12 protein-coding genes and 1 riboswitch are annotated in these 19,097 nt (G+C 71.4%); of the genes, 7 read left to right on the forward strand and 5 right to left on the reverse strand.

The genetic code is table 11. The features are described from left to right. Positions 1-20: 20 nt before the first annotated feature. The gene (locus CF165_RS06815) at positions 21-1,022 is read left to right on the forward strand and encodes a zinc-dependent alcohol dehydrogenase family protein (RefSeq protein ID WP_093946558.1); all 1,002 of its coding nucleotides are present in this window, start codon (positions 21-23) and stop codon (positions 1,020-1,022) included. 273 nt (positions 1,023-1,295) lie between these two features. Here CF165_RS06815 and CF165_RS06820 read toward each other — a convergent pair whose 3' ends face one another. Continuing rightward, complete coding sequence (locus CF165_RS06820; RefSeq protein WP_205660786.1) at positions 1,296-3,986, reverse strand: cellulose binding domain-containing protein; 2,691 nt, start codon at positions 3,984-3,986, stop codon at positions 1,296-1,298. Positions 3,987-4,285: 299 nt separating this feature from the next. Between CF165_RS06820 and CF165_RS06825 the strand changes: the two genes are divergently transcribed. Continuing rightward, the gene (locus tag CF165_RS06825) at positions 4,286-5,686 is read left to right on the forward strand and encodes a sugar porter family MFS transporter (RefSeq protein ID WP_205660787.1); all 1,401 of its coding nucleotides are present in this window, start codon (positions 4,286-4,288) and stop codon (positions 5,684-5,686) included. Between the two features lie 94 nt (positions 5,687-5,780). On the opposite strand, the gene CF165_RS06830 is transcribed toward CF165_RS06825, so the two are convergent. Continuing rightward, positions 5,781-6,947, reverse strand: coding sequence for a serine hydrolase domain-containing protein (locus CF165_RS06830; RefSeq protein ID WP_093946560.1), 1,167 nt, complete (start codon positions 6,945-6,947; stop codon positions 5,781-5,783). Between the two features lie 86 nt (positions 6,948-7,033). Between CF165_RS06830 and CF165_RS06835 the strand changes: the two genes are divergently transcribed. Further along, on the forward strand, positions 7,034-7,690 hold the full coding sequence (locus tag CF165_RS06835; RefSeq protein ID WP_093946561.1) for a response regulator transcription factor: 657 nt from the start codon (positions 7,034-7,036) through the stop codon (positions 7,688-7,690). Then, positions 7,687-8,793 carry a sensor histidine kinase gene (locus CF165_RS06840; RefSeq protein ID WP_093946562.1) on the forward strand — a complete coding sequence of 369 codons (1,107 nt, stop codon included), beginning with the start codon at positions 7,687-7,689 and terminating at the stop codon, positions 8,791-8,793. Before CF165_RS06835 ends, CF165_RS06840 begins: the two co-directional genes overlap by 4 nt. Positions 8,794-8,808: 15 nt before the next feature. Here CF165_RS06840 and CF165_RS06845 read toward each other — a convergent pair whose 3' ends face one another. Beyond that, a complete protein-coding gene (locus CF165_RS06845) occupies positions 8,809-9,663 on the reverse strand; it encodes an LLM class F420-dependent oxidoreductase (RefSeq protein ID WP_093946563.1) in 855 nt (284 codons plus the stop codon). A 299-nt stretch (positions 9,664-9,962) separates the two neighbouring features. Continuing rightward, positions 9,963-10,041: riboswitch (S-adenosyl-L-homocysteine riboswitch) on the forward strand. 14 nt (positions 10,042-10,055) lie between these two features. Between CF165_RS06845 and metH the strand changes: the two genes are divergently transcribed. Beyond that, a complete protein-coding gene (gene metH / locus CF165_RS06850; protein WP_093946564.1) occupies positions 10,056-13,703 on the forward strand; it encodes a methionine synthase in 3,648 nt (1,215 codons plus the stop codon). On the opposite strand, the gene CF165_RS06855 is transcribed toward metH, so the two are convergent. Then, positions 13,685-14,836, reverse strand: a complete 1,152-nt coding sequence (locus CF165_RS06855) for an FAD-dependent monooxygenase (RefSeq protein ID WP_093946565.1) — start codon at positions 14,834-14,836, stop codon at positions 13,685-13,687. The genes metH and CF165_RS06855 overlap by 19 nt on opposite strands. 190 nt (positions 14,837-15,026) lie before the next feature. Here CF165_RS06855 and CF165_RS06860 point away from each other — a divergent pair, with 190 nt between their 5' ends. Then, a complete protein-coding gene (locus CF165_RS06860) occupies positions 15,027-16,901 on the forward strand; it encodes an ATP-binding protein (RefSeq protein ID WP_093946566.1) in 1,875 nt (624 codons plus the stop codon). 90 nt (positions 16,902-16,991) lie between these two features. Here the strand turns inward: CF165_RS06860 and CF165_RS06865 are convergent, their stop codons facing one another. Next, complete coding sequence (locus CF165_RS06865) at positions 16,992-18,398, reverse strand: phosphatidylinositol-specific phospholipase C domain-containing protein (RefSeq protein ID WP_093946567.1); 1,407 nt, start codon at positions 18,396-18,398, stop codon at positions 16,992-16,994. A 142-nt stretch (positions 18,399-18,540) separates the two neighbouring features. Between CF165_RS06865 and CF165_RS06870 the strand changes: the two genes are divergently transcribed. Beyond that, on the forward strand, positions 18,541-18,924 hold the full coding sequence (locus CF165_RS06870; RefSeq protein WP_093946568.1) for an LppU/SCO3897 family protein: 384 nt from the start codon (positions 18,541-18,543) through the stop codon (positions 18,922-18,924). Positions 18,925-19,097 lie beyond the last annotated feature (173 nt).

Raw genomic sequence — 19,097 nt, forward strand, 5'->3', positions numbered from 1 at the left:
CCCGCACCCCTGGAGCCGCCGTGAAGTACTTTTCCCTGCCCCGGCCCGGCGCCGAACTCGTCCTGGGCGAGCGCGACGTCCCCGAACCCGGTCCCGGCCAGGTCCTGGTCCGGATGCGCGGGTGGGCGGTCAACGCCCGCGACCTGATGATCATCAAGGGGTTCTACCCGAAGCCGGTCAAGCCGGACGTCGTCCCGCTGTCCGACGGCGCGGGCGAGGTCGTCGCGGCCGGCGACGGGGTGCGCGCCTGGTCCCCGGGGGACCGGGTGGCGGCGACGTACTTCCCGCGGTGGCTGTCCGGCCCCGGCACCCCCGAGAAGACCGCGGACGACCTGGCCGGCACGCTCGACGGCGTGCTCGCGGAGTACGCCGTCTTCGCCGAGGACGCCCTCGTAGCCGTGCCCACGCACCTCGACTACGCCGAAGCCGCGACGTTGCCCAGCGCCGGCGTGACGGCGTGGCGTGCCGTCGTCGAAGAGGGCAGGCTGGCGCCCGGCCAGACCGTGCTCACCCTGGGCAGCGGCGGCCTGTCCACGTTCGCGCTGCAGTTCGCCGCGCTCGGCGGCGCCCACGTCGTCGCGACGTCGGGCTCCGCCGCGAAGCTGGAACGGCTGCGCGCGCTCGGCGCCGCGGAGACCCTCGACCACGCGGCCACGCCGGAGTGGGGTGCCGCGGTGGCCGAGCTGACCGGCGGCGGTGTCGACCACGTCGTCGACGTCGGCGGTGGCGGCACGATCGGCCAGTCGATGATCGCCGCCCGGTACGGCGGGCATGTCAGCGTCGCCGGCGTCCTGACCCACGAAGGCGGCGCCGACCCGGTGCTCGTCCTGGTCAAGCAGCTGACCCTGCGCGGCCTCACCAACGCCTCCCGGGAGACGTTCCAGGCGATGAACCGGGCCATCGAGGGCACCGGCCTCAAGCCGGTGATCGACCGCCGGTTCGGCTTCGAGGAGGTCGCCGCGGCCCTCGGGCACCTGGCGTCCGGCACGCACGTCGGGAAGGTCGTCCTGGAAAGCGACTGAGGCCTCGCCGACCGGATAACTTTTGCCCTTCCCGCTGGGTATATCCGCTACCACGAGACGCTGTTTTCGCAGCTCAGCGGGGTGGTGGTGCGGCGAAAAATTCGGGTTTCGGCAGGAATGGCGGCTGCCGGGCGCACCGGGAAGAGTGGGGGTCACCGTCGGCAGCGCCGAGGCCCGAGCAGGCTGCGGCTGCTCGGGCCGGGCGACCGGCTGGGGGCGCGGGGAGGGGGTTTCAACCGCCCTGGGGGTGGGTTGAAACCCCCTTCGCCCGCTTCAGGACGTCGTGCAGGCCTGCCCGTTGAGCGAGATCGAGGCCGGCTTGTCGTTCACCGTGCCCGAGCTGCCGGTGAACCCGAACTCCGCGCTCCCGCCCGCGGGAAGGACCCGGTTCCAGCCCGCGTCCGCCGCCGACACCGCCGCGCCGGTCTGGGTGACCTGCGCGTTCCACGCCTGCGTCACCTTCTGGCCGTTGGCGAACGTCCACGTCACCGTCCACCCGTTCACCGGGGCCGCACCGGTGTTCCCGATCTTCACCCCGGCCTGGAACCCGCCCTGCCAGTGGTTGGTGACCGTGTAGACGGCCGTGCACGACCCCGACGGCACCGGCGTCGTCGTGGTGGGCGGCGTGGACGTCGTCGTCGTGGTGGTCGGAGGCGACGTCGTGGTCGTGGTGGTCGGGGGCGGCTCGCCGCCCCCGGACTCGCCGACGATCACGCCCCGCCCGTTCGTGCCGACGTACACCCGGCCGTACACCCGCGGATCCCCGGTCAGCGCCGCCCCGATGTTGCCGTACTGGTGCTGGTCGTCGTTGATCCGCGTCCACGACGCGCCCGCGTCGTCCGACCGGAAGATCCCGCGCACCCCGCCGATCTTGGCAATGGTGTATAACGTCGAATACGTCCGGCCGGTCGCGGCCTTGCCGAACCCGATGTTGTCGGCTTCGGCGACCCCGGCCAGTTTCGTGAAGGACGCTCCGGAGTCGGTGGAGTGCCAGAGACCGTAGTTCGTCCCGGAGCCGCCGGCGAGCCAGACGTCACCCGCCACGCCGGGCATCGCCTTGAAGTGCGCCGTGCCGGTGGGCAGGCCGGTGGCCGCGGTCGCGGTGAAGTTCGCGCCGCCGTCGGTGCTGACGTAGAACTTGCCGGCGGCGAACCCGTAGAACCGCTTCGGGTCGACCCGGTCGGACTCGACCACCGCGCCGGCCGGGAGGCCCGCCGACGCCGTCCACGACGAGCCGAAGCCGACGGAGTAGCTGACGTTCGCACCGTCCGGGCTCCAGACGAACCGGCTGCCGTCGGCGGCCGCGGCCACCGTGCCGCCGCCGGCGTTCCCGCCCGGCTCCGCGCCCTGGAACCAGTTCTTCCCGCCGTCGGTGGAGAAGGCGATCCGGTTGTCGTTCGGCCGCGCGCTCCGGTCCAGCGTGCCGACCCGCACGATCGTCGCCGGGTTCAGCTCGGCGTAGTCGAGGCTGGTGGTCGTCGTGAAGACCGGCTGGGTGTACATCGTGGCCGGGACGGCGTCGAGGCTGTCGTGCCGGAACCCGCCGATGTCGCCGAGGCCGGACAGCAGGGGAGCGCCCGACGGCGGGCTGATCAGGTCGAGCACCGCGGTCTCCTCGAGACCGCCGACGACCGGCTTGAGCGTGATCTTCCCGCCGCTGTCCCACTTCGTGAGGTCGGACGTGCCGTAGATCGTCGCACCGGTGCCGTACAGCAGGTGGTTCGAGTCGAACGGGTCGATCTCCATGGACTCGGTCATCCAGCCGAGCTTCGGCGACGGCACCGGGGGAGCGGGCTGGGTGCCGAAGGTCAGCCACGGCACCGAAGAGATGTCCTGGGTGTAGCGCAGCGACCGGTCGGGGTAGCTCGAGAAGTCCCAGATCCGGGTCCAGGTGGCACCGCCGTCGGTGCTGCGGAAGAAGATCACGTCCGGCCACCACGACACTTGGGTGGCGACCATCAGCGTGTTCGGGTGCTGCCGGTCGATCGTCAGGCCGCTGTAGCCGAAGTAGTCGTCCGAGCTGTCGGAGGGGATCGGGCTGATCCGCGTCCAGGTGCCGGTCTTCGTGGCGTACTTCCAGACGTCGCCCTTCGCGCCGTCGTAGGGCCCGCCGGTGTCGCTGGTCGCGAGGTAGAGGTAGCCGCCGCTCGCGTCGAGGACGCCCTTGTGCGCCAGGTACCCGGTGGGCTGGCCGGCCAGCCGCGCCCACGTCGTGCCGCCGTCGGTGCTGCGGTAGACGGTGTTCTGCTTGTCCGCTACACCGACGTAGATCGTCTGCGTGGTGCTGCCGCGCGTGCCGGTCGTCGGGTCGAACGTCACCCAGGTGACGCCCTCGTTGTCGCTCTGGTAGCCCGTCGTGTCGCTCGGGTCGGGCGCGTAGTTGCCCGGGTTGGGGAAGCTGCTCACTTTCGCCCACGTGACGCCGGAGTCCGTGCTGCGCCAGAGCCCGTTGCCGCTGGGGGCGCCGAGGTAGAGGACGCTGTCGCGGTTCGGGTCGATCGCGAGCCGTTCACCCATGCCACGGCCGGGCATGTTGCCGCCGAGCTTGAACGGCAGCGCGGCCGCCTGCCAGGTCGCGCCGCGGTCGGCCGACCGGAGGACCGCGCCGGTGTTCGGGTCCCAGCTGTTGGTGTACATCCCGGCCGCGACGTAGACGCGGTTCGGGTCGACCGGGTCGGTGGCCAGGCTGACCACGCCGTTGTGGCCCCAGTCGGTCCAGCCCACCGAGTCCAGCAACGGGATCCAGCGCCCGGTCGCCGGGTTCCACCGGTACGCGCCGCCGATGTCGGTGCGGGCGTAGGCCAGCCCGGGTTCGGTCTGGTTGAAGATGATTCCCGGCACGAACCCGCCGCCGCCGATCTCGGCGTTGCGCCACGTGTACGGCGCGGGGGCGGCGGGGGACTCCGGCGCGCCGGCCAGTACCGCGACGGCGGCGGGCAGGACGAGGGCGAGCGTGCTCGCCACCAGTCGTCTCAGTGAACGGGAACGCGGGCTTCGCACGGCGTTGTGCACGTCTGCCTCCACAACTCTGGGAGCGCTTCCAGAGGAAGGTAAGCCAGTGTTTCGACCGTTGTAAAGCGTTCGACGATTTCGGCGTCCCTTACTGTCCACAGTGGATTGGAAGCCGGTTTTGTCTGAATCACATACGTGAACGACGATCAGGTTTCTGAATTGTTATCACGGATCTTCTTGCCCGTCATTTTGCGGCGTGTGAGTGTGGTGGCCGCTGGCTGGACTGGACCTACGAAAGAGGCGACCAGGCAATGACCGATCAGTCGACAACACGGGCGGCCCCGGCGCGGCACATCGGCCGGACCACCCTGTACTTCTTCGGTGCGCTCGGCGGCATCCTGTTCGGCTACGACCTCGGCGTGATCTCCGGGGTGCTCCCGTTCATCGGGAAACTGTGGGCGCTGACCAGCTGGGACAAGGGCGTGATCACCGCCAGCCTGTCGGTCGGCGCGATCGTCGGCGCGCTGCTTTCCAGCCGCACCAACGAAGCCCTCGGCCGCCGCCGCACGATCATGGTCGCGGCGGGGATCGTCATCGTGGGCACGCTGGCGGCGAGCTTCTCGCCGACGTTCCTGCTGCTGGTGCTTTCGCGCCTGGTCATCGGGCTGGGGATCGGCCTTTCGTCGTCGACCGTCCCGACGTACCTGTCCGAACTGGCCCCGGCGCGGCTGCGCGGCGCGATGGGCGCGCTGAACCAGATCTTCATCGTGCTCGGCATCCTCATCGCGTTCCTGGTGAGCTACTGGCTCGGCCCGATCTCGGCCTGGCGGTGGATGTTCGCCGGCGCGATCGTGCCCGCGGTGATCCTGCTCGCCGGGCTGGTGTTCCTGCCCGAGACGCCGCGGTGGCTGGTCAAGAACGGCCAGGAGGCCGAGGCCCGGCGGGTGCTGGCCAGCGCGCACGGCAACACCGTGAACCTCGACGAGGAGATCGCGACCATCCACGAGGTCATCCGGCTCGACACCGAGGAGAAGCCGCGGATCCGCGACCTGTTCTCCGGTTTCGTGCGGCCGATGATCGTCGTGGCGCTGCTGCTCGCGGTCGGCCAGCAGTTCAGCGGCGTCAACGCGATCAACGCGTACTTCCCGACGATGCTGATCGGCCTCGGCTTCGCCACGCAGGCCGCGCTGCTGTCCGGCGTGCTGCTGGGTGTCACGAAGTTCCTGTTCACCGCGTGGGTCGTGTTCGTGGTGGACCGCTGGGGCCGCAAGCCGCTGCTGCTCATCGGCAACGTGATCATGGTGATCACGCTGGTGGCGGCCGGGCTCGTGGTGCTGAACGTCCACGACACCGGCACGCGCGGCATCCTGATGCTGGTGATGATGGTGCTGTATCTGGTCGGCTACGAGCTCGGCTGGGGCGCGGTCGTCTGGGTCATGATGTCCGAGGTGTTCCCGCTGAAGTACCGCGCGACCGGCATGGGCGTCAGCAGCGTCGTCCTGTGGGCGTCGACGGGCATCGTGAGCGCGGTGTTCCCGCTCATCTCCGACTCGAAGTCCCTCGGCATCGGCGGCTCGATGTTCGTCTTCGCCGGGATCAACGTGGTGCTGTTCGTGCTCACCAAGTGGCTGGTCCCGGAGACCAAGGGCCGCTCGCTGGAGCAGATCGAGCTGGACCTGCGGGCGCGGCAGGGGGTCGCGGCCAAGAGCTGACCCCGGGGGGTCGATCACCGGCGGGGCACGGGCAATCCGTGCCCCGCCGGTCGGTTCGCTGTTCCGCGCCGGGGCGCGGGGAAGCGCTCCGAAGTCACGCGGTGATCATGTCGCGCGCTTTCACCACGACCGGCGGGGGCCCGCCGTCGTAGTCGTAGTTGCTCAGGATCACCGTCACCCACTCGCTGCCGGGGTACATCTGGACGTCGGTCGACGTGCCGGGGGCGCCGCCCCCGTGTCCGGTCACCCACTGGTTGTTGACCAGCAGTGTCACCGGGCCGTAGCACTGGAAGCCGACGTGCGGAACCCCGGGCGTCCGGCCGGGCTGCGGCCCGGGCTGCGGCGGAGGGGGCACCTTGCCGCTGAGCGTGATGCCCGTGAAGGCGCGGTCGAGCAGCTTCGAACCCTGTAGCGCGGAGGCGAAACGCGCCATGTCGGCGCACGTCGTGAAGGCGTCGCCGGCGGGAGTGCCGACGTACAGCCGTTGGTCGATGGTGTCGGCGCGTTCGCCCGACGGTTGTTTCGCGTAGGGGTGCGCGATGCGGGGGTCCGTATGCCACTGTGGCCTGGTGTAGAAGTCCGTGGTGGTCAGGCCGGCCGGACGGAACACGTGCTCGCGCACGTAGTCGTAGTAGGACTTTCCGGACACCTGGGCCACGATCGCGCCGAGCACGTGGTAGGCGGCGTTGCTGTACCGGGAGCCGGCTCCCGGCGCGAACTCGAGCGAGGTGCGGCGGATGTAGTCCGTCGTGCCGTTCATGACCTGGTCGACGCTGGTCCAGGTAAGCGCTTCCGCCAGGTACCCGGGCATCGTGAAGGTGTCGCCGAGGCCGGACGTGTGGGTGAGGAGGTGGTGGACCTTCACGGTGTCGGCGATCTCGGCGGGGAAGCCGCTTACATAGGTGCCCAGCGTGCTGGTGTAGGCGATCTTGCCGGCCTGCGCGAGCTGGGCGATGGCGACCGCCGTGAAGAGCTTCGTCACCGAGGCCATGGCGAACAGCGTGTCCGGGCCGTTGAGGGCGGTGTCGTTGGCCCGGCCGTAGGACCTGGCCAGCACGGGGCGTCCTCGATGGACCAGCAGCAGGCTGCCGGCGAACGCGTCCACGGCCGCCTGTTCCTTGACGAACTGGTCGAACGCGCGCACGTCGGCGGGTGTGGGGCTGACGGCGGCTCCGGTCGCTGCTCCGGGGACGGCACCGGTGGCGAGCAGCGCACCGGAGGCGCCGAGCACGCCCAGTACGGATCGTCGTGTCGTGGTCATGGCCGGAGGTGTACCGAGCACGGCCGATCGGGGACCGATGGCCGGCCCATACGTGATCCATATGTCGCCCGCGGGAGACTGGCCGGGTGCGGGTGCTGCTGGTCGAGGACGAGCAACCGTTGGCCAAGTACGTCGCGGCCGGCCTGCGTAAGCACGGGTTCGCCGTCGACGTCGCGTTCGACGGGCGCTCCGCGCTGGACAAGTGCGTGGTCACGCCTTACGACGTCGTCGTCCTGGACCGGGATCTCCCCGTGGTGCACGGGGACACGGTGTGCCGCGAGCTCGCCGAGCGCGGCGCGGCGCGGATCCTGATGCTCACCGCGTCCCGCACCGTCGAGGACCGGGTCGAGGGGCTCACGCTGGGCGCCGACGACTACCTCGGCAAGCCGTTCGCGTTCTCCGAGCTCGTCGCCAGGGTGCGCGCGCTGTCCCGCCGCAGCGCGCCCGCGATGCCACCGGTCCTGCGCGCCGGCGACGTGGTGCTCGACCCCGCCCGGCGCGCCGCGGAGCGCGCGGGCCGGCTCCTGCACCTGACGCCCAAGGAGTTCGGCGTGCTCGAGCACCTGCTCGCCGCCGGGGGCGCGGTGGCGAGCGCGGAAACGTTGCTGGACAAGGTGTGGGACGAGCACGCCGACCCGTTCACCAACGCGGTCCGGATCACCGTCGGTACGTTGCGGCGCAAGCTCGGCGACCCGCCGCTCATCGAGACCGTGCCGAGTGCCGGCTACCGGATCACCCCATGACCGCCCGCGGCAGGCTCACGATGCTGTACGCCGCACTGGTTCTCGCCGCCGGCGCCCTCTTGACCACGCTCACCTACCTGCTGATGAGCCGGAACGGCGGCCATCGGGTGTCGGTCATCACCGTCGGCCCGTCACCGGGTCCGGAGGAAATCCCGCCATTGCCGCCGTCGGTCAAGGCGGTCACCCTCACCGACTTCGTCACCCAGGCCGCGATCGCGCTCGCGGTGGTGACGGCGCTCGCCGCGGTCGTGGGATGGCTGGTGGCCGGGCGGGTCCTGCGACCCCTCCGCACGATCTCCGCCACCGCACGACGCCTGTCGGCGGAGAACCTGTCCGAGCGGGTGCCGGTCACCACGCCCGCCGACGAGCTCGCCACCCTGGCCGGCACCATCAACGGGATGCTGGACCGCATCTCCGAGGGCGTCACCGAACGCGACCGGGTGCTCGCGAGCCAGCGCATGTTCACCGCCAACGCCGCCCACGAGCTGCGTACCCCGCTGACCACCATGCGCACCGCCATCGATGTCACCCTCGACAGCCGGCCCGGTACCGAAGAACTGCTGGCCATGGCCGGCGACGTCCGGACCGCCGTCGAGCGGAGCCGGCGCACCCTCGACGGGCTCTTGGCGCTGGCCCGCAGCCAAGCGGGCGCCGGCCGCCGGCACCGCGTCGACCTCGCCGAGGTCGTGGCGAACAGCCTCGACGGCGTGGACCTCACCGTGCGAGCCGACCTGCGGCCCGCGCCGGTCAGCGGTGAGCCGGTCCTGCTGGAACGGATGTGCGGCAACCTGGTCGACAACGCCGTCCGCCACAACCGTCCCGGAGGCCACGTCGAGGTCGCCACCGGCAGCACGGAGGGGCGGGCGTTCCTGCGCATCGCGAACAGCGGTGTGCCGATCGCGCCGGAGGCCGTCGACCGGCTCCGGGAACCGTTCGTCCGCGGCGACGGGGCACGGATCCACACCGACCGCGGTACCGGCCTTGGACTGTCCATTGTCGACGCGGTTGTCGCCGCGCACCGAGGCCGGACCACCATCGCCGCTCGCCCGGCGGGAGGGCTGGACGTCGTCGTCCACCTCCCGTCCGCCGAACGCGTCGAATGAGCCGTTCCGGAAGGCTCAGTGCGCGGGGGCGAGGGTGAGCTTGCCGGCGAGCCGGGCGATCCAGGCCTCGACCTCCTCCGGCGAACGGTCGGGGAGGCCGAAGATCGTCTCGGTCACGCCCAGGGAATCCAGGTGCGCCAGGCGGTCCGGGTCCGGTCGCTCGCCGAGTGCGCAGATCCGGGGCGCGTCCGAGCGGCCCTCCGCCGACCAGATTTCCTTCAGCAGCGCCACGTGCCCGTCCAGGTCGCTGTCGGCCGGGGTGGTGATCCAGCCGTCCGCGTGCCGCGCGATCCACCGGAACGTCTTCTCGGTCGGGCCCGCGCCGAGCAGCACCGGGATGTGGGCCTGGACCGGCTTCGGCCACGCCCAGCTGGGCCCGAAGGAGACGAACTCCCCGTCGTAGGAGGCTTCTTCCTGGGTCCACAATGCCCTCATCGCCTCCAGGTACTCGCGCAGCGCGGTGCGGCGGCGGTTCCCGGGCACGCCGTGGTCGGTCAGCTCGTCGACGTTCCAGCCGAACCCGGTGCCGAGCGTGACGCGCCCGCCGGAGAGGTGGTCGAGGCTGGCGATCGTCTTGGCGAGCGTGATCGGGTCGCTCTCGACCGGGAGGGCGACGGCGGTGGAGAGCCGGATCCGCTCGGTGACGGCCGCCGCCGTCGCCAGCGCCACCCACGGGTCGAGCGTGCGGCTGTAGCGGTCGTCGGGCAGGGACGCGTCGCCGGTGCGCGGGTGTGGCGACTCGCGCTTCACCGGGATGTGCGTGTGCTCGGGCACGTAGAAGGTCGAGAACCCCGCGGCCTCGGCGGTGCGCGCCGCGGCCGCCGGAGTGATGCCCCGGTCGCTGGTGAACAGCACGATTCCGTAGTCCACCCGAGGAGCGTATTAGAACGTGTTTCAGTTTTCAAGGTCGCCTCCGAGTGCGAAAAGTGGCAACGCAAACGCGGAGAGTAACGTCGAGTGGCGGTCGAGCGATGGTCGAGGCGATCCGGGTAAGCAGGTGGGAAGCAGAACGTGGCTGCGAGACACGGCATCGTGGATGGCCCCGGAAGCGGACACGACGGAGGCGAAGTGCGGCGGAAAATCCATTGTGGACACACAGTGTCCCAGTCCGTGGACACCGCGGTGAGGCGGGATGGCGTGCGCGGGCCCGGTTCCGATACCGTGGACCACAAGCCGAGAGGCGCTGCAACGGACCACCGGGTCCGCCACGCTCGGCCGGGAATGACCAACCAAGGGCGCCTCCCGACCAAGGGAGGCTGCCGGTGAACACCCCGCACGAGTCCACGGCGTTCGACTCGGGAGTGCGGCTGCGCGAGCTGCTCGACCAGCGCGTGGCGGTCCTGGACGGCGCTTGGGGCACCATGCTGCAGGGCGCCGGGCTCACCCCGGCCGACTACCGCGGCGACCGCTTCGGTGACCACACCCACGACGTCACCGGTGACCCGGACCTGCTCAACCTCACCCGCCCGGACGTCATCCTCGACGTGCACCGCCAGTACCTGGCCGCGGGCGCGGACATCACCACGACGAACACCTTCACCGCGACCAGCATCGGCCAGGCCGACTACGGGCTCCAGGCGTACGTCCACGAGATGAACGTCCGCGGCGCGCAGCTCGCCCGCCAGGCCGCCGATGAAGCAGGCGGCAAGTTCGTCGCCGGGTCGATCGGCCCGCTCAACGTCACGCTCAGCCTGTCGCCCAAGGTCGAAGACCCGGCTTACCGGGCCGTCACGTTCGAGCAGGTCAAAGCCACCTACGCCGAGCAGATCGCCGGGCTCGCCGAGGGCGGCGTCGACCTGCTGCTCGTCGAGACGATCTTCGACACGCTGAACTGCAAGGCCGCGGTCGCCGCCGCGCGCGAGGTCGCCCCGCACCTGCCGCTGTGGATCTCCGTCACCATCGTCGACCTGAGCGGGCGGACGCTGTCGGGGCAGACCGTCGAGGCGTTCTGGAACTCGGTCGAGCACGCGAAACCGCTGGTCGTGGGGGTCAACTGCGCGCTGGGGGCGGCTGAGGCGCGCCCGCACGTCGAGGAGCTCTCCCGGCTCGCCGACACCTACGTCGCCTGCCACCCGAACGCCGGCCTGCCGAACGCGTTCGGCGGCTACGACGAGACGCCGGAGGAGACGGCCGGGCTGCTCGGCGGGTTCGTCCGGGACGGCCTGGTCAACGTGGTCGGCGGCTGCTGCGGCACGACACCGGCGCACATCGGGAAGATCGCGGCCGCGGCGAAGGGCCTCAGCCCGCGTGAGGTGCCGGCGCCGCGCACGCACATGCGCTTCAGCGGGCTGGAGCCGTTCGGGATCGGCGCCGACACCGGGTTCGTCATGATCGGCGAGCGCACCAACGTCACCGGCTCCAAGAGGTTCCGGCGGCTCATCGAGTCGGGCGACCACCAGGGTGCCGTCGACGTCGCGCTGGAGCAGGTCCGCGGCGGGGCCAACCTGCTCGACGTCAACATGGACGCCGACCTGCTCGACTCCGAGCAGGCGATGACGACGTTCCTCAACCTCATCGCCACCGAGCCCGAGGTGGCCCGGATCCCGGTGATGGTCGACAGCTCCAAGTGGACCGTGCTCGAAGCCGGCCTGCGCTGCGTGCAGGGCAAGGGCGTGGTCAACTCGATCAGCCTCAAGGAAGGCGAGGAGCCGTTCCTCGCCCAGGCCCGCACCATCCGGAACTACGGCGCCGGCGTCGTCGTGATGGCCTTCGACGAGCGCGGCCAGGCCGACACCGCCGACCGCAAGGTCGAGATCTGCGGCCGCGCGTACGACCTGCTGACGCAGGAGGCGGGCTTCGCGGGCGAGGACATCATCTTCGACCCGAACGTCCTGGCCGTCGCCACCGGCATCGCTGAGCACAACGGCTACGCGAAGGCGTTCATCGAGGCGCTGCCCCGGATCAAGGAGCGCTGCCCGGGCGCGCGGACCAGCGGCGGCATCTCGAACCTGTCGTTCTCCTTCCGCGGCAACGACGTCGTGCGCGAGGCGATGCACTCGGCGTTCCTCTTCCACGCCGTCAAGGCCGGGCTGGACATGGGCATCGTCAACGCCGGCCAGCTCGCCGTGTACCAGGACATCCCGGCGGACCTGCTGGAACTGGTCGAGGACGTGTTGTTCGACCGGCGCGAAGACGCCACCGACCGGCTGGTGAGCTTCGCGGAGAACGTCAAGGGCAGCGGCACCAAGCGCGTCGTCGACCTGTCGTGGCGCGAAGGCACGGTGGCGGAACGGCTGTCGCACGCGCTCGTGCACGGCATCGTCGACTACATCGAGGAAGACACCGAAGAAGCGCGCCGGACGATGGCGCGGCCCCTCGAGGTCATCGAAGGCCCGCTGATGGACGGCATGAAGATCGTCGGCGACCTGTTCGGCTCCGGCAAGATGTTCCTCCCGCAGGTGGTCAAGAGCGCCCGGGTGATGAAGCGGTCGGTCGCCTACCTCGAGCCGTTCATGGAGGCCGAAAAGGAGGAGGCCCGGCTGGCGGGCCGGGCCGCGGTGTCGAACGGGCAGGGCAAGGTCGTGCTCGCCACGGTCAAGGGCGACGTCCACGACATCGGCAAGAACATCGTCGGCGTGGTGCTGGGCTGCAACAACTACGAGGTGATCGACCTCGGCGTGATGGTGCCGGCGGCGAAGATCCTCGACACCGCGGTCACCGAAGGCGCCGACGCGGTCGGGCTGTCCGGGCTGATCACGCCGTCGCTCGACGAGATGGTCAACGTCGCCACCGAAATGCAGCGGCGCGGGCTGAAGATTCCGCTGCTCATCGGCGGCGCGACGACGTCCCGCCAGCACACCGCGGTCAAGATCGCCCCGGCCTACGACAACGCGACGGTGCACGTGCTCGACGCGTCCCGCGTGGTCGGCGTCGTGTCCGACCTGCTCGACCCCGACCGCTCGATCGCGCTGACCGAGAAGAACCGGGCCGACCAGGAGATCCTGCGCGAGCAGCACGCGAACAAGCAGCGCCGCCCGATGCTCAGCGTCGAGCGGGCCCGCGCGAACCCCGAGCGCGTGGCGTTCGACGACCTGCCGACGCCGGCGTTCACCGGTGTCCGCGTGCTCACGCCGTCGATCGCCGAGCTGCGGGAGATGATCGACTGGCAGTTCCTGTTCCTCGCGTGGGAGCTCAAGGGCAAGTACCCGGCGATCCTCGACCAGCCGGTCGCCCGGGAGCTGTTCGACGACGCGAACACCCTGCTCGACCAGATCATCGCCGACGACGGCGGCCTGACCGCGAAGGGCGCGTACGCGTACTGGCCGGCGCACAGCGAAGGCGACGACATCCTGCTCGACGGCGAGTTCTCGCACGTCCGGTTCCCCATGCTGCGGCAGCAGACGGCGAAGCCGGCGGACCGCGCGAACCGCTGTCTCGCGGACTACATCGCCCCGGCGGGCGACCACCTCGGCGGCTTCGCGGTGGCCATCCACGGCGCCGAAGCGCTGGCCAAGGGGTTCGAGGCCGAGCAGGACGACTACCGCGCGATCATGGTCAAGGCGCTGGCCGACCGGCTCGCCGAGGCGTTCGCCGAGCACATCCACCTGCGGGCCCGCCGCGACTGGTTCGAGCCGGACGCCCAGCCGAAGCTCGAGGACCTGCACGCGGAGCGCTTCCGCGGCATCCGCCCGGCGCTGGGCTACCCGGCCAGCCCCGACCACAGCCAGAAGCGCGAGCTGTTCGAGCTGCTGGAAGCGGACCAGCTGGGCATGGGCCTGACGGAGTCGTTCGCGATGACGCCGGCGGCGAGCGTGTCCGGACTGATCTTCGCGCACCCGGACTCCCGCTACTTCACCGTGGGGCGGCTCGGCCGCGACCAGATCGAGGACTACGCGCGCCGCAAGGGCGTCGAGGTCGCCGAGGTGGAGCAGTGGCTGCGGCCGAACCTGGCCTACGAGCCCGAGGCGTAGTCCTTCAGCGCGATGTCGGTGGCGAACATGTCGGTCGCCTTGAGCATCAGGCCGAGCAGGAAGCGGGACTTGAACGTCCAGTCCCGCAGCCGGATCCGCAGTGGCGACGGCGGCGCGAGGAACGGCCCCGCGCTGCCGCGCTGCGAGATCTTCGCGTAGTCCCGCATCAGCTCCTCGTAGCGGGCGAACGCGACCCGGTGGTCGCCTCCGGCTTCGAGCAGCTCCCCGGCGAGCACGTACGCGCCGACGACCGCCAGGCCGGTCCCGAAGCCGCCGAGGGTGTTGCCGTAGGCCGCGTCGCCGAGCAGCACGACCCGGCCGCGGGAGTAGCGGTCGATCGTGACCCGGCTGAGCGAGTCCAGGTAGAACTCGCGAGCCTGCGGGATCCGGGCCATCAGCTCCGGCACCCGCCAGCCGGCGTCCTGGTAGGCGTCGATCAGCAGCTGCCGCTGCTTGTCCGTGTCGCCGCGGTCGTAGTCCAGCTCGGGTGAGGCGAACACGAAGAAGGCCGACGCCTTCGGCCCGCCGACGGCGGCCATCCGGCCCGGCTCGTTGTACATCACCGCTTCGCCGTCGGCGGCCTTTTCGCCGAGCTCGGCCAGGGCGTAGTGGTAGCCGAGGTACTGGACGTAGTCGCGTTCCGGGCCGAACGCCAGCCGCCGGACGTTCGAATGGATGCCGTCGGCGCCGACGACCAGGTCGAACCGGCGCGGCCGCGCGTGGGCGAAGGTGACGTCGACGCCGTCCGCGGTCTCGGTCAGCGCCGTGATGGTGTCGCCGAAGAGGTACTCGCAGTCCGAGTGCTCGTAGAGGATCTCGGCCAGGTCGCCGCGGCGGATCTCGATCTCGCCGCCGGTGAACTCGCCGGGGATCACCGCCCGCGGGCGTCCGGCGGCGTCGACGATCGTCTGGTCCTGGCCCCCGGTCTGCCGCTCGAAGATCTCGTCGAGGACGCCCATCCGCTCCAGGACGGTCCGGTGGGTGGCGCCCTTGAAGTCGACGGCCTGGCCGCCGGGCCGCACCGCGGGCGCGCGTTCGACGACGGTGACGGCGCAGCCGTAGCGAGTCAGCCAGGAGGCGAGGGCGGGGCCGGCGATGCTCGCGCCGGAGATCAGGACGGAGAGGTTCTTCATGCGGCAGAGCGTCGCCGCGGCGGCTTACCGGTCACTGGCGAAGCGCTGACGGCGACCGTCAGCGGATGTCCGGCACTGTCGCGAATGGACAGCCGGCCGCCGGAAAATACCCGGCCGGCCCGCGGGATTCCCCGTGTTGACCCCGGGCGGTCGCCGGAGGCACCATCTTCGCCGGGGAGAGGGGGCGGCCATGCCTGCCATCGAAACGGCACCGGCGGCCACGGGCGTCGGCGAACTTCTGCGCAACGGCGAACGCGCCGTCGAAGACGACGGCGACCTGCGCGCCGGCCGGGCGTGGTTCGACCGCGCCTACCGGGCCGCCGAAGCGGGGGGTGACGGCGACGGGATGGCCCGCGCCGCACTCGGCATGGCCGGGTTGTGGGTCCACGAGCACCGGAGCGCGCCCGCGGCGGCCTTGCTGCGGGCACGGCTGCGCTGCGCCCGCACGGCGGTCGATCCGGGCTCCTCGCTGGCCTTGCGGCTCAAGGCGCGGCTCGCGGGCGAAGCCGACTACGCGGCAGGGCAGAGCGACGCGATCCTCGCGGTGCTCGAAGAGGCCAAAGGCGCGGGCGACCCGGTGGCCTGGGCCGAAGCCTCGAGCCTGGCCCACCACTGCCTGCTCGGCCCCGATCACGGCGTCCGGCGCCGGGTACTGGCGCAGGAGCTGATCACCGAAGGCTTCCGCACCTCGCGGCGCACCGACCTGCTGATGGGGACGCTCTGGGGAACGGTCGACGCCTTCCTCGACGGCGACCCGCACGCCCGGCGCGGCCTGGCCGACCTGCGCGCCTCGCTGGCCGGGCGGGACCACCTCGCGGTCGGGTTCGTGCTCGACGCGATCGACGTCATGCTCACGATCCGCGCCGGCGACTTCGCGACGGCGGAGGCGCGCGCGGCGGCCTGCGCGGAACGCGGCGAGCTGGCCGGCGACGCCGACGCGACCGGCTGGTACGCCGCGCAGCTGGTGGCGATCCGCTGGTACCAGGGCCGGGTCGCCGAACTGCTGCCGATGCTGCGGGAGACGGCGAACTCGCCGACGCTGAGCGCGGTCGACAACGCGCCGGTCGCGGCGCTGGCCGTGGCCGCCGCGGCGGCGGGTGACGAACGGGAGGCGGCCGGTGCCCTGGCCCGCCTGCGGGGCCGCGACCTGGCGCTGCTGCCCCGGTCGAGCAGCTGGCTGGTGGCGATGTACGGGATCGTCGAGTCGGCGTACCTGCTTTCCGACGTCGAATCGGCGCAGGCCGCGTATGCGCTGCTCACGCCGTTCGCACGGCTGCCGATGACGGCCAGCCTCGCCGTCGCCTGCTTCGGCTCGGTGCAGCACGCGCTGGGCGTGGCGATGCTGACCGCGGGTGAGACCGGGCGCGCGGCGGGCCACTTCCGGGCGGCGGTGCGGGACAACCTGGCCCTGGCGCACTGGCCGGCGGCGGCGATGTCCCGGGCGCGGCTCGCGCAGGCGCTGGGGCCGTCTTCCGCCGAAGCCGGGCGTGAGCTGGCCGCGGCGGCGCGGGAGGCGGCCGGGCTGGGGATGGCGTTGCCCGCCGCACCGCCGCGTTCGGCGGCGCGGGTCACCTGCCGCCGGCACGGCGCGCGGTGGATGTTCGCCTTGGGCGGCCGTTCGGTGCTGGTCGGGCACAGCGTCGGCATGAAGTACCTGGCGACGTTGCTGGAGAACCCCGGCCAGGACCTCCCGGCCGTCGTGCTGGCCGCGGGGGCGCTCCCCGCGCGGACGTCCGCGCAGCCGGTCCTCGACCCGGTGGCCACCAGCCACTACCGCAGGTGGCTGGCGACCCTGGAAGCCGAGCTCGACGAACACGCGGCCGACGACCGCCGCGCCGAACGGCTGCGGGCCGAACGCGACTGGCTGGTGGACGAGCTCTCCGCGGCGGCCGGGCTGGCGGGCCGGGTCCGCGAGTTCGCCGGGGCGGAGGAGAAGGCCCGGATCGCCGTCGGCAAGGCGATCCGCCGCGCACTCGCCCGCGTCGCCGAGGCCGACGCGGTGATCGGCGGCGTCCTGCGTGACGGGGTCCGGACGGGGACCCGCTGCTGCTACCACCCCGCCTGAGCGGCGCGCGGACCTGCTCGCGGGGGCGCCCCCCCGTTTTCCACGCTACCGGAGGGCACCGACAGTTCCGGGGGTGCGACGACGAAGGCCCTACTCGACCGCGCCCGCCTGATCGAGCAGGTTCTGGTACCAGGCGTCGTACGGGTGGTTCGTCGCCGGGTAGTTCGCCAGGGGTGTCGTCGCCTGGCCCGCCGAGTCGAAGTCCCAGCCGCGGACCAGCTTGCCCGACCGGCGGGCGGCGGTGATGAACGCCGACTCCGTCGCGGGCGCGCCGTAGAACAGCGCACCCTGCTGGAGCTCCGCGCTGTCGCCCTGCTGGAACTCGTCGAACGCGACCTGCCGGTAGCGGATCCGGTCGCCGGTGACGCGGTCGGTGTCCGCGCGCAGCGTCTGCGCCGGGGTCGGGCCGTCCGCGCCGGTCCACACGGTGACCCGGCGGCCGCCGCCGGTGGCGGTCTCCTTGGCGTACCGCGCGTCCGCCGTCCGGGCGTTGCCGGTCCACGACACCGCCGTGCCCGCCAGTGTGCCGTTCCAGGTCCAGTTCTGGCTGGTGCTCTGGCTCCGGTGGATCTCCCGCACGTGCGTCCCGTCGGTGAAGGCGACGGTCGGCAGCACACCGTTGTCGTACTGGTGACTGGCCTGCCAGGTGATCTCGCCGTCCGCGCCGAGCTTGCCGACGTGGGACCAGAGCGTCGTCGCGCCCGGCGACTGGTGCACCTCGACGAGGTCGCCGTCGTCGTTCAGCGCGACGGCCGGGGTCTGGCCGTTGTCGTACTTCCCGTGCCGCAGCCAGGTGATCCGGCCGTCGGCGCCGTAGGTCCCGGTCCAGTACCAGAGCCCGCCGGCGCCCGAGTCGTGCACCTCGACGATCCGGCCGCGGCCGTCGAGCGCGACCGCCGGGTGGTAGCCGACGTCGCGCTTGTACTCGCCGCGGCTCGTGCCGTCGCCGGAGAGCAGGGCCAGCACGCGCCCGCGCAACGCGTCCACGGTGGGCTCGCCCACCGGGTAGTCCTGCGCCCGCAGCAGCCGGGCGCCGAAAACGGACTCAAGTTCCTGGTTGAGCGCGGTCAGGTTGCCCGCCGCGTAGGACGGGTTGTCGGTCAGGTCGTCCTTGAGGTCGAGCATGACGACGATCGGCGCGGCGCCCGGGTGCTGCGCCGACCACGTGTTCACCGTCGTCAGCCAGTCGCGGAGGTTGTCCGACGCCGGGTTGCCGCCGCTGTGGTCGACGAGGTCGCCGGGCGAGCCGTGCCCGACCGCGTAGTCGTGGGTCGTGGCGTAGCCGTTGTCGTGCACGTCGAGCTCGATGAAGCGCACTCCGTGGTCGAGCTGGTGGGCGAGGGAGTTCTTGGCGCCGTCGACGTTGCCCGAATAGCTGTTGTGCGTCGCCCGGAACACCGCGCCGGTGAACGGCGGGCTCGCGGCGTGGGCGGTGGCCGGGGCCAGGACCGCGGCGGTCACGAGTGCGGAGACGGCGAGCGCGGGCAGACGGGTCATCCTCGGATCCTCACGTCGGGAACGGGGTGTGGTTCATCCTGGCCGTCCGGCGGGGCGCTGTCTGGCGAACACCGAGTGGAACGTCATGGAACGTCGTGGAACGCCCGGGAGGTGACAGCTGGTTTTCGAGGGAGGAACCATCATGACCCACACCGAAGGACCCGAAGCCGCGCAGCCGCCCGCCGTGCCCGGGAAATCGAAGCGGCGGCAGAAGATCGTGCTGACCGTTTTCCTGATCGTCGTCGCCGCGGTGCTCGCCCTGGTCTGGGTGGCCAGCCGGGACAACGGCGAGAACGCGCAGACCGGCAACTGCGTCACCGAAAGCGGCTCGAACTCCGTGAAGATCGTCGACTGCGGAGCGGACAACGCGACGCTGAAGGTCGTCGCGCGTGTCGAGGGCAAGACGCAGACCGAGGCTCAGGTCAGCGCCTGCACCGCCTATCCGGACGCCGAACAGGTCTTCTGGGAGGGGAAGGAGGGCCAGACCGGCGTCGTGCTCTGCCTGGCGAAGACCGGCAAGAAGTGACCGGAACGCGGGGGTGCCGCCGCACGTCCCAGGAATGACGGTGGCTCAGAAAAAAGAATCTTTGATCACGGTTTCCGCGGAAGGCACGGGAAATGCTCACGAAATCGGAGATCGACTGTCCGATGTGTCGCATTTGCCGTGCCGTTCGTCGATTCATGCCAAATCGTCGCGCC

The organism is Amycolatopsis vastitatis, from assembly GCF_002234595.1.
Taxonomy (GTDB): Bacteria; Actinomycetota; Actinomycetes; order Mycobacteriales; family Pseudonocardiaceae; genus Amycolatopsis; species Amycolatopsis vastitatis.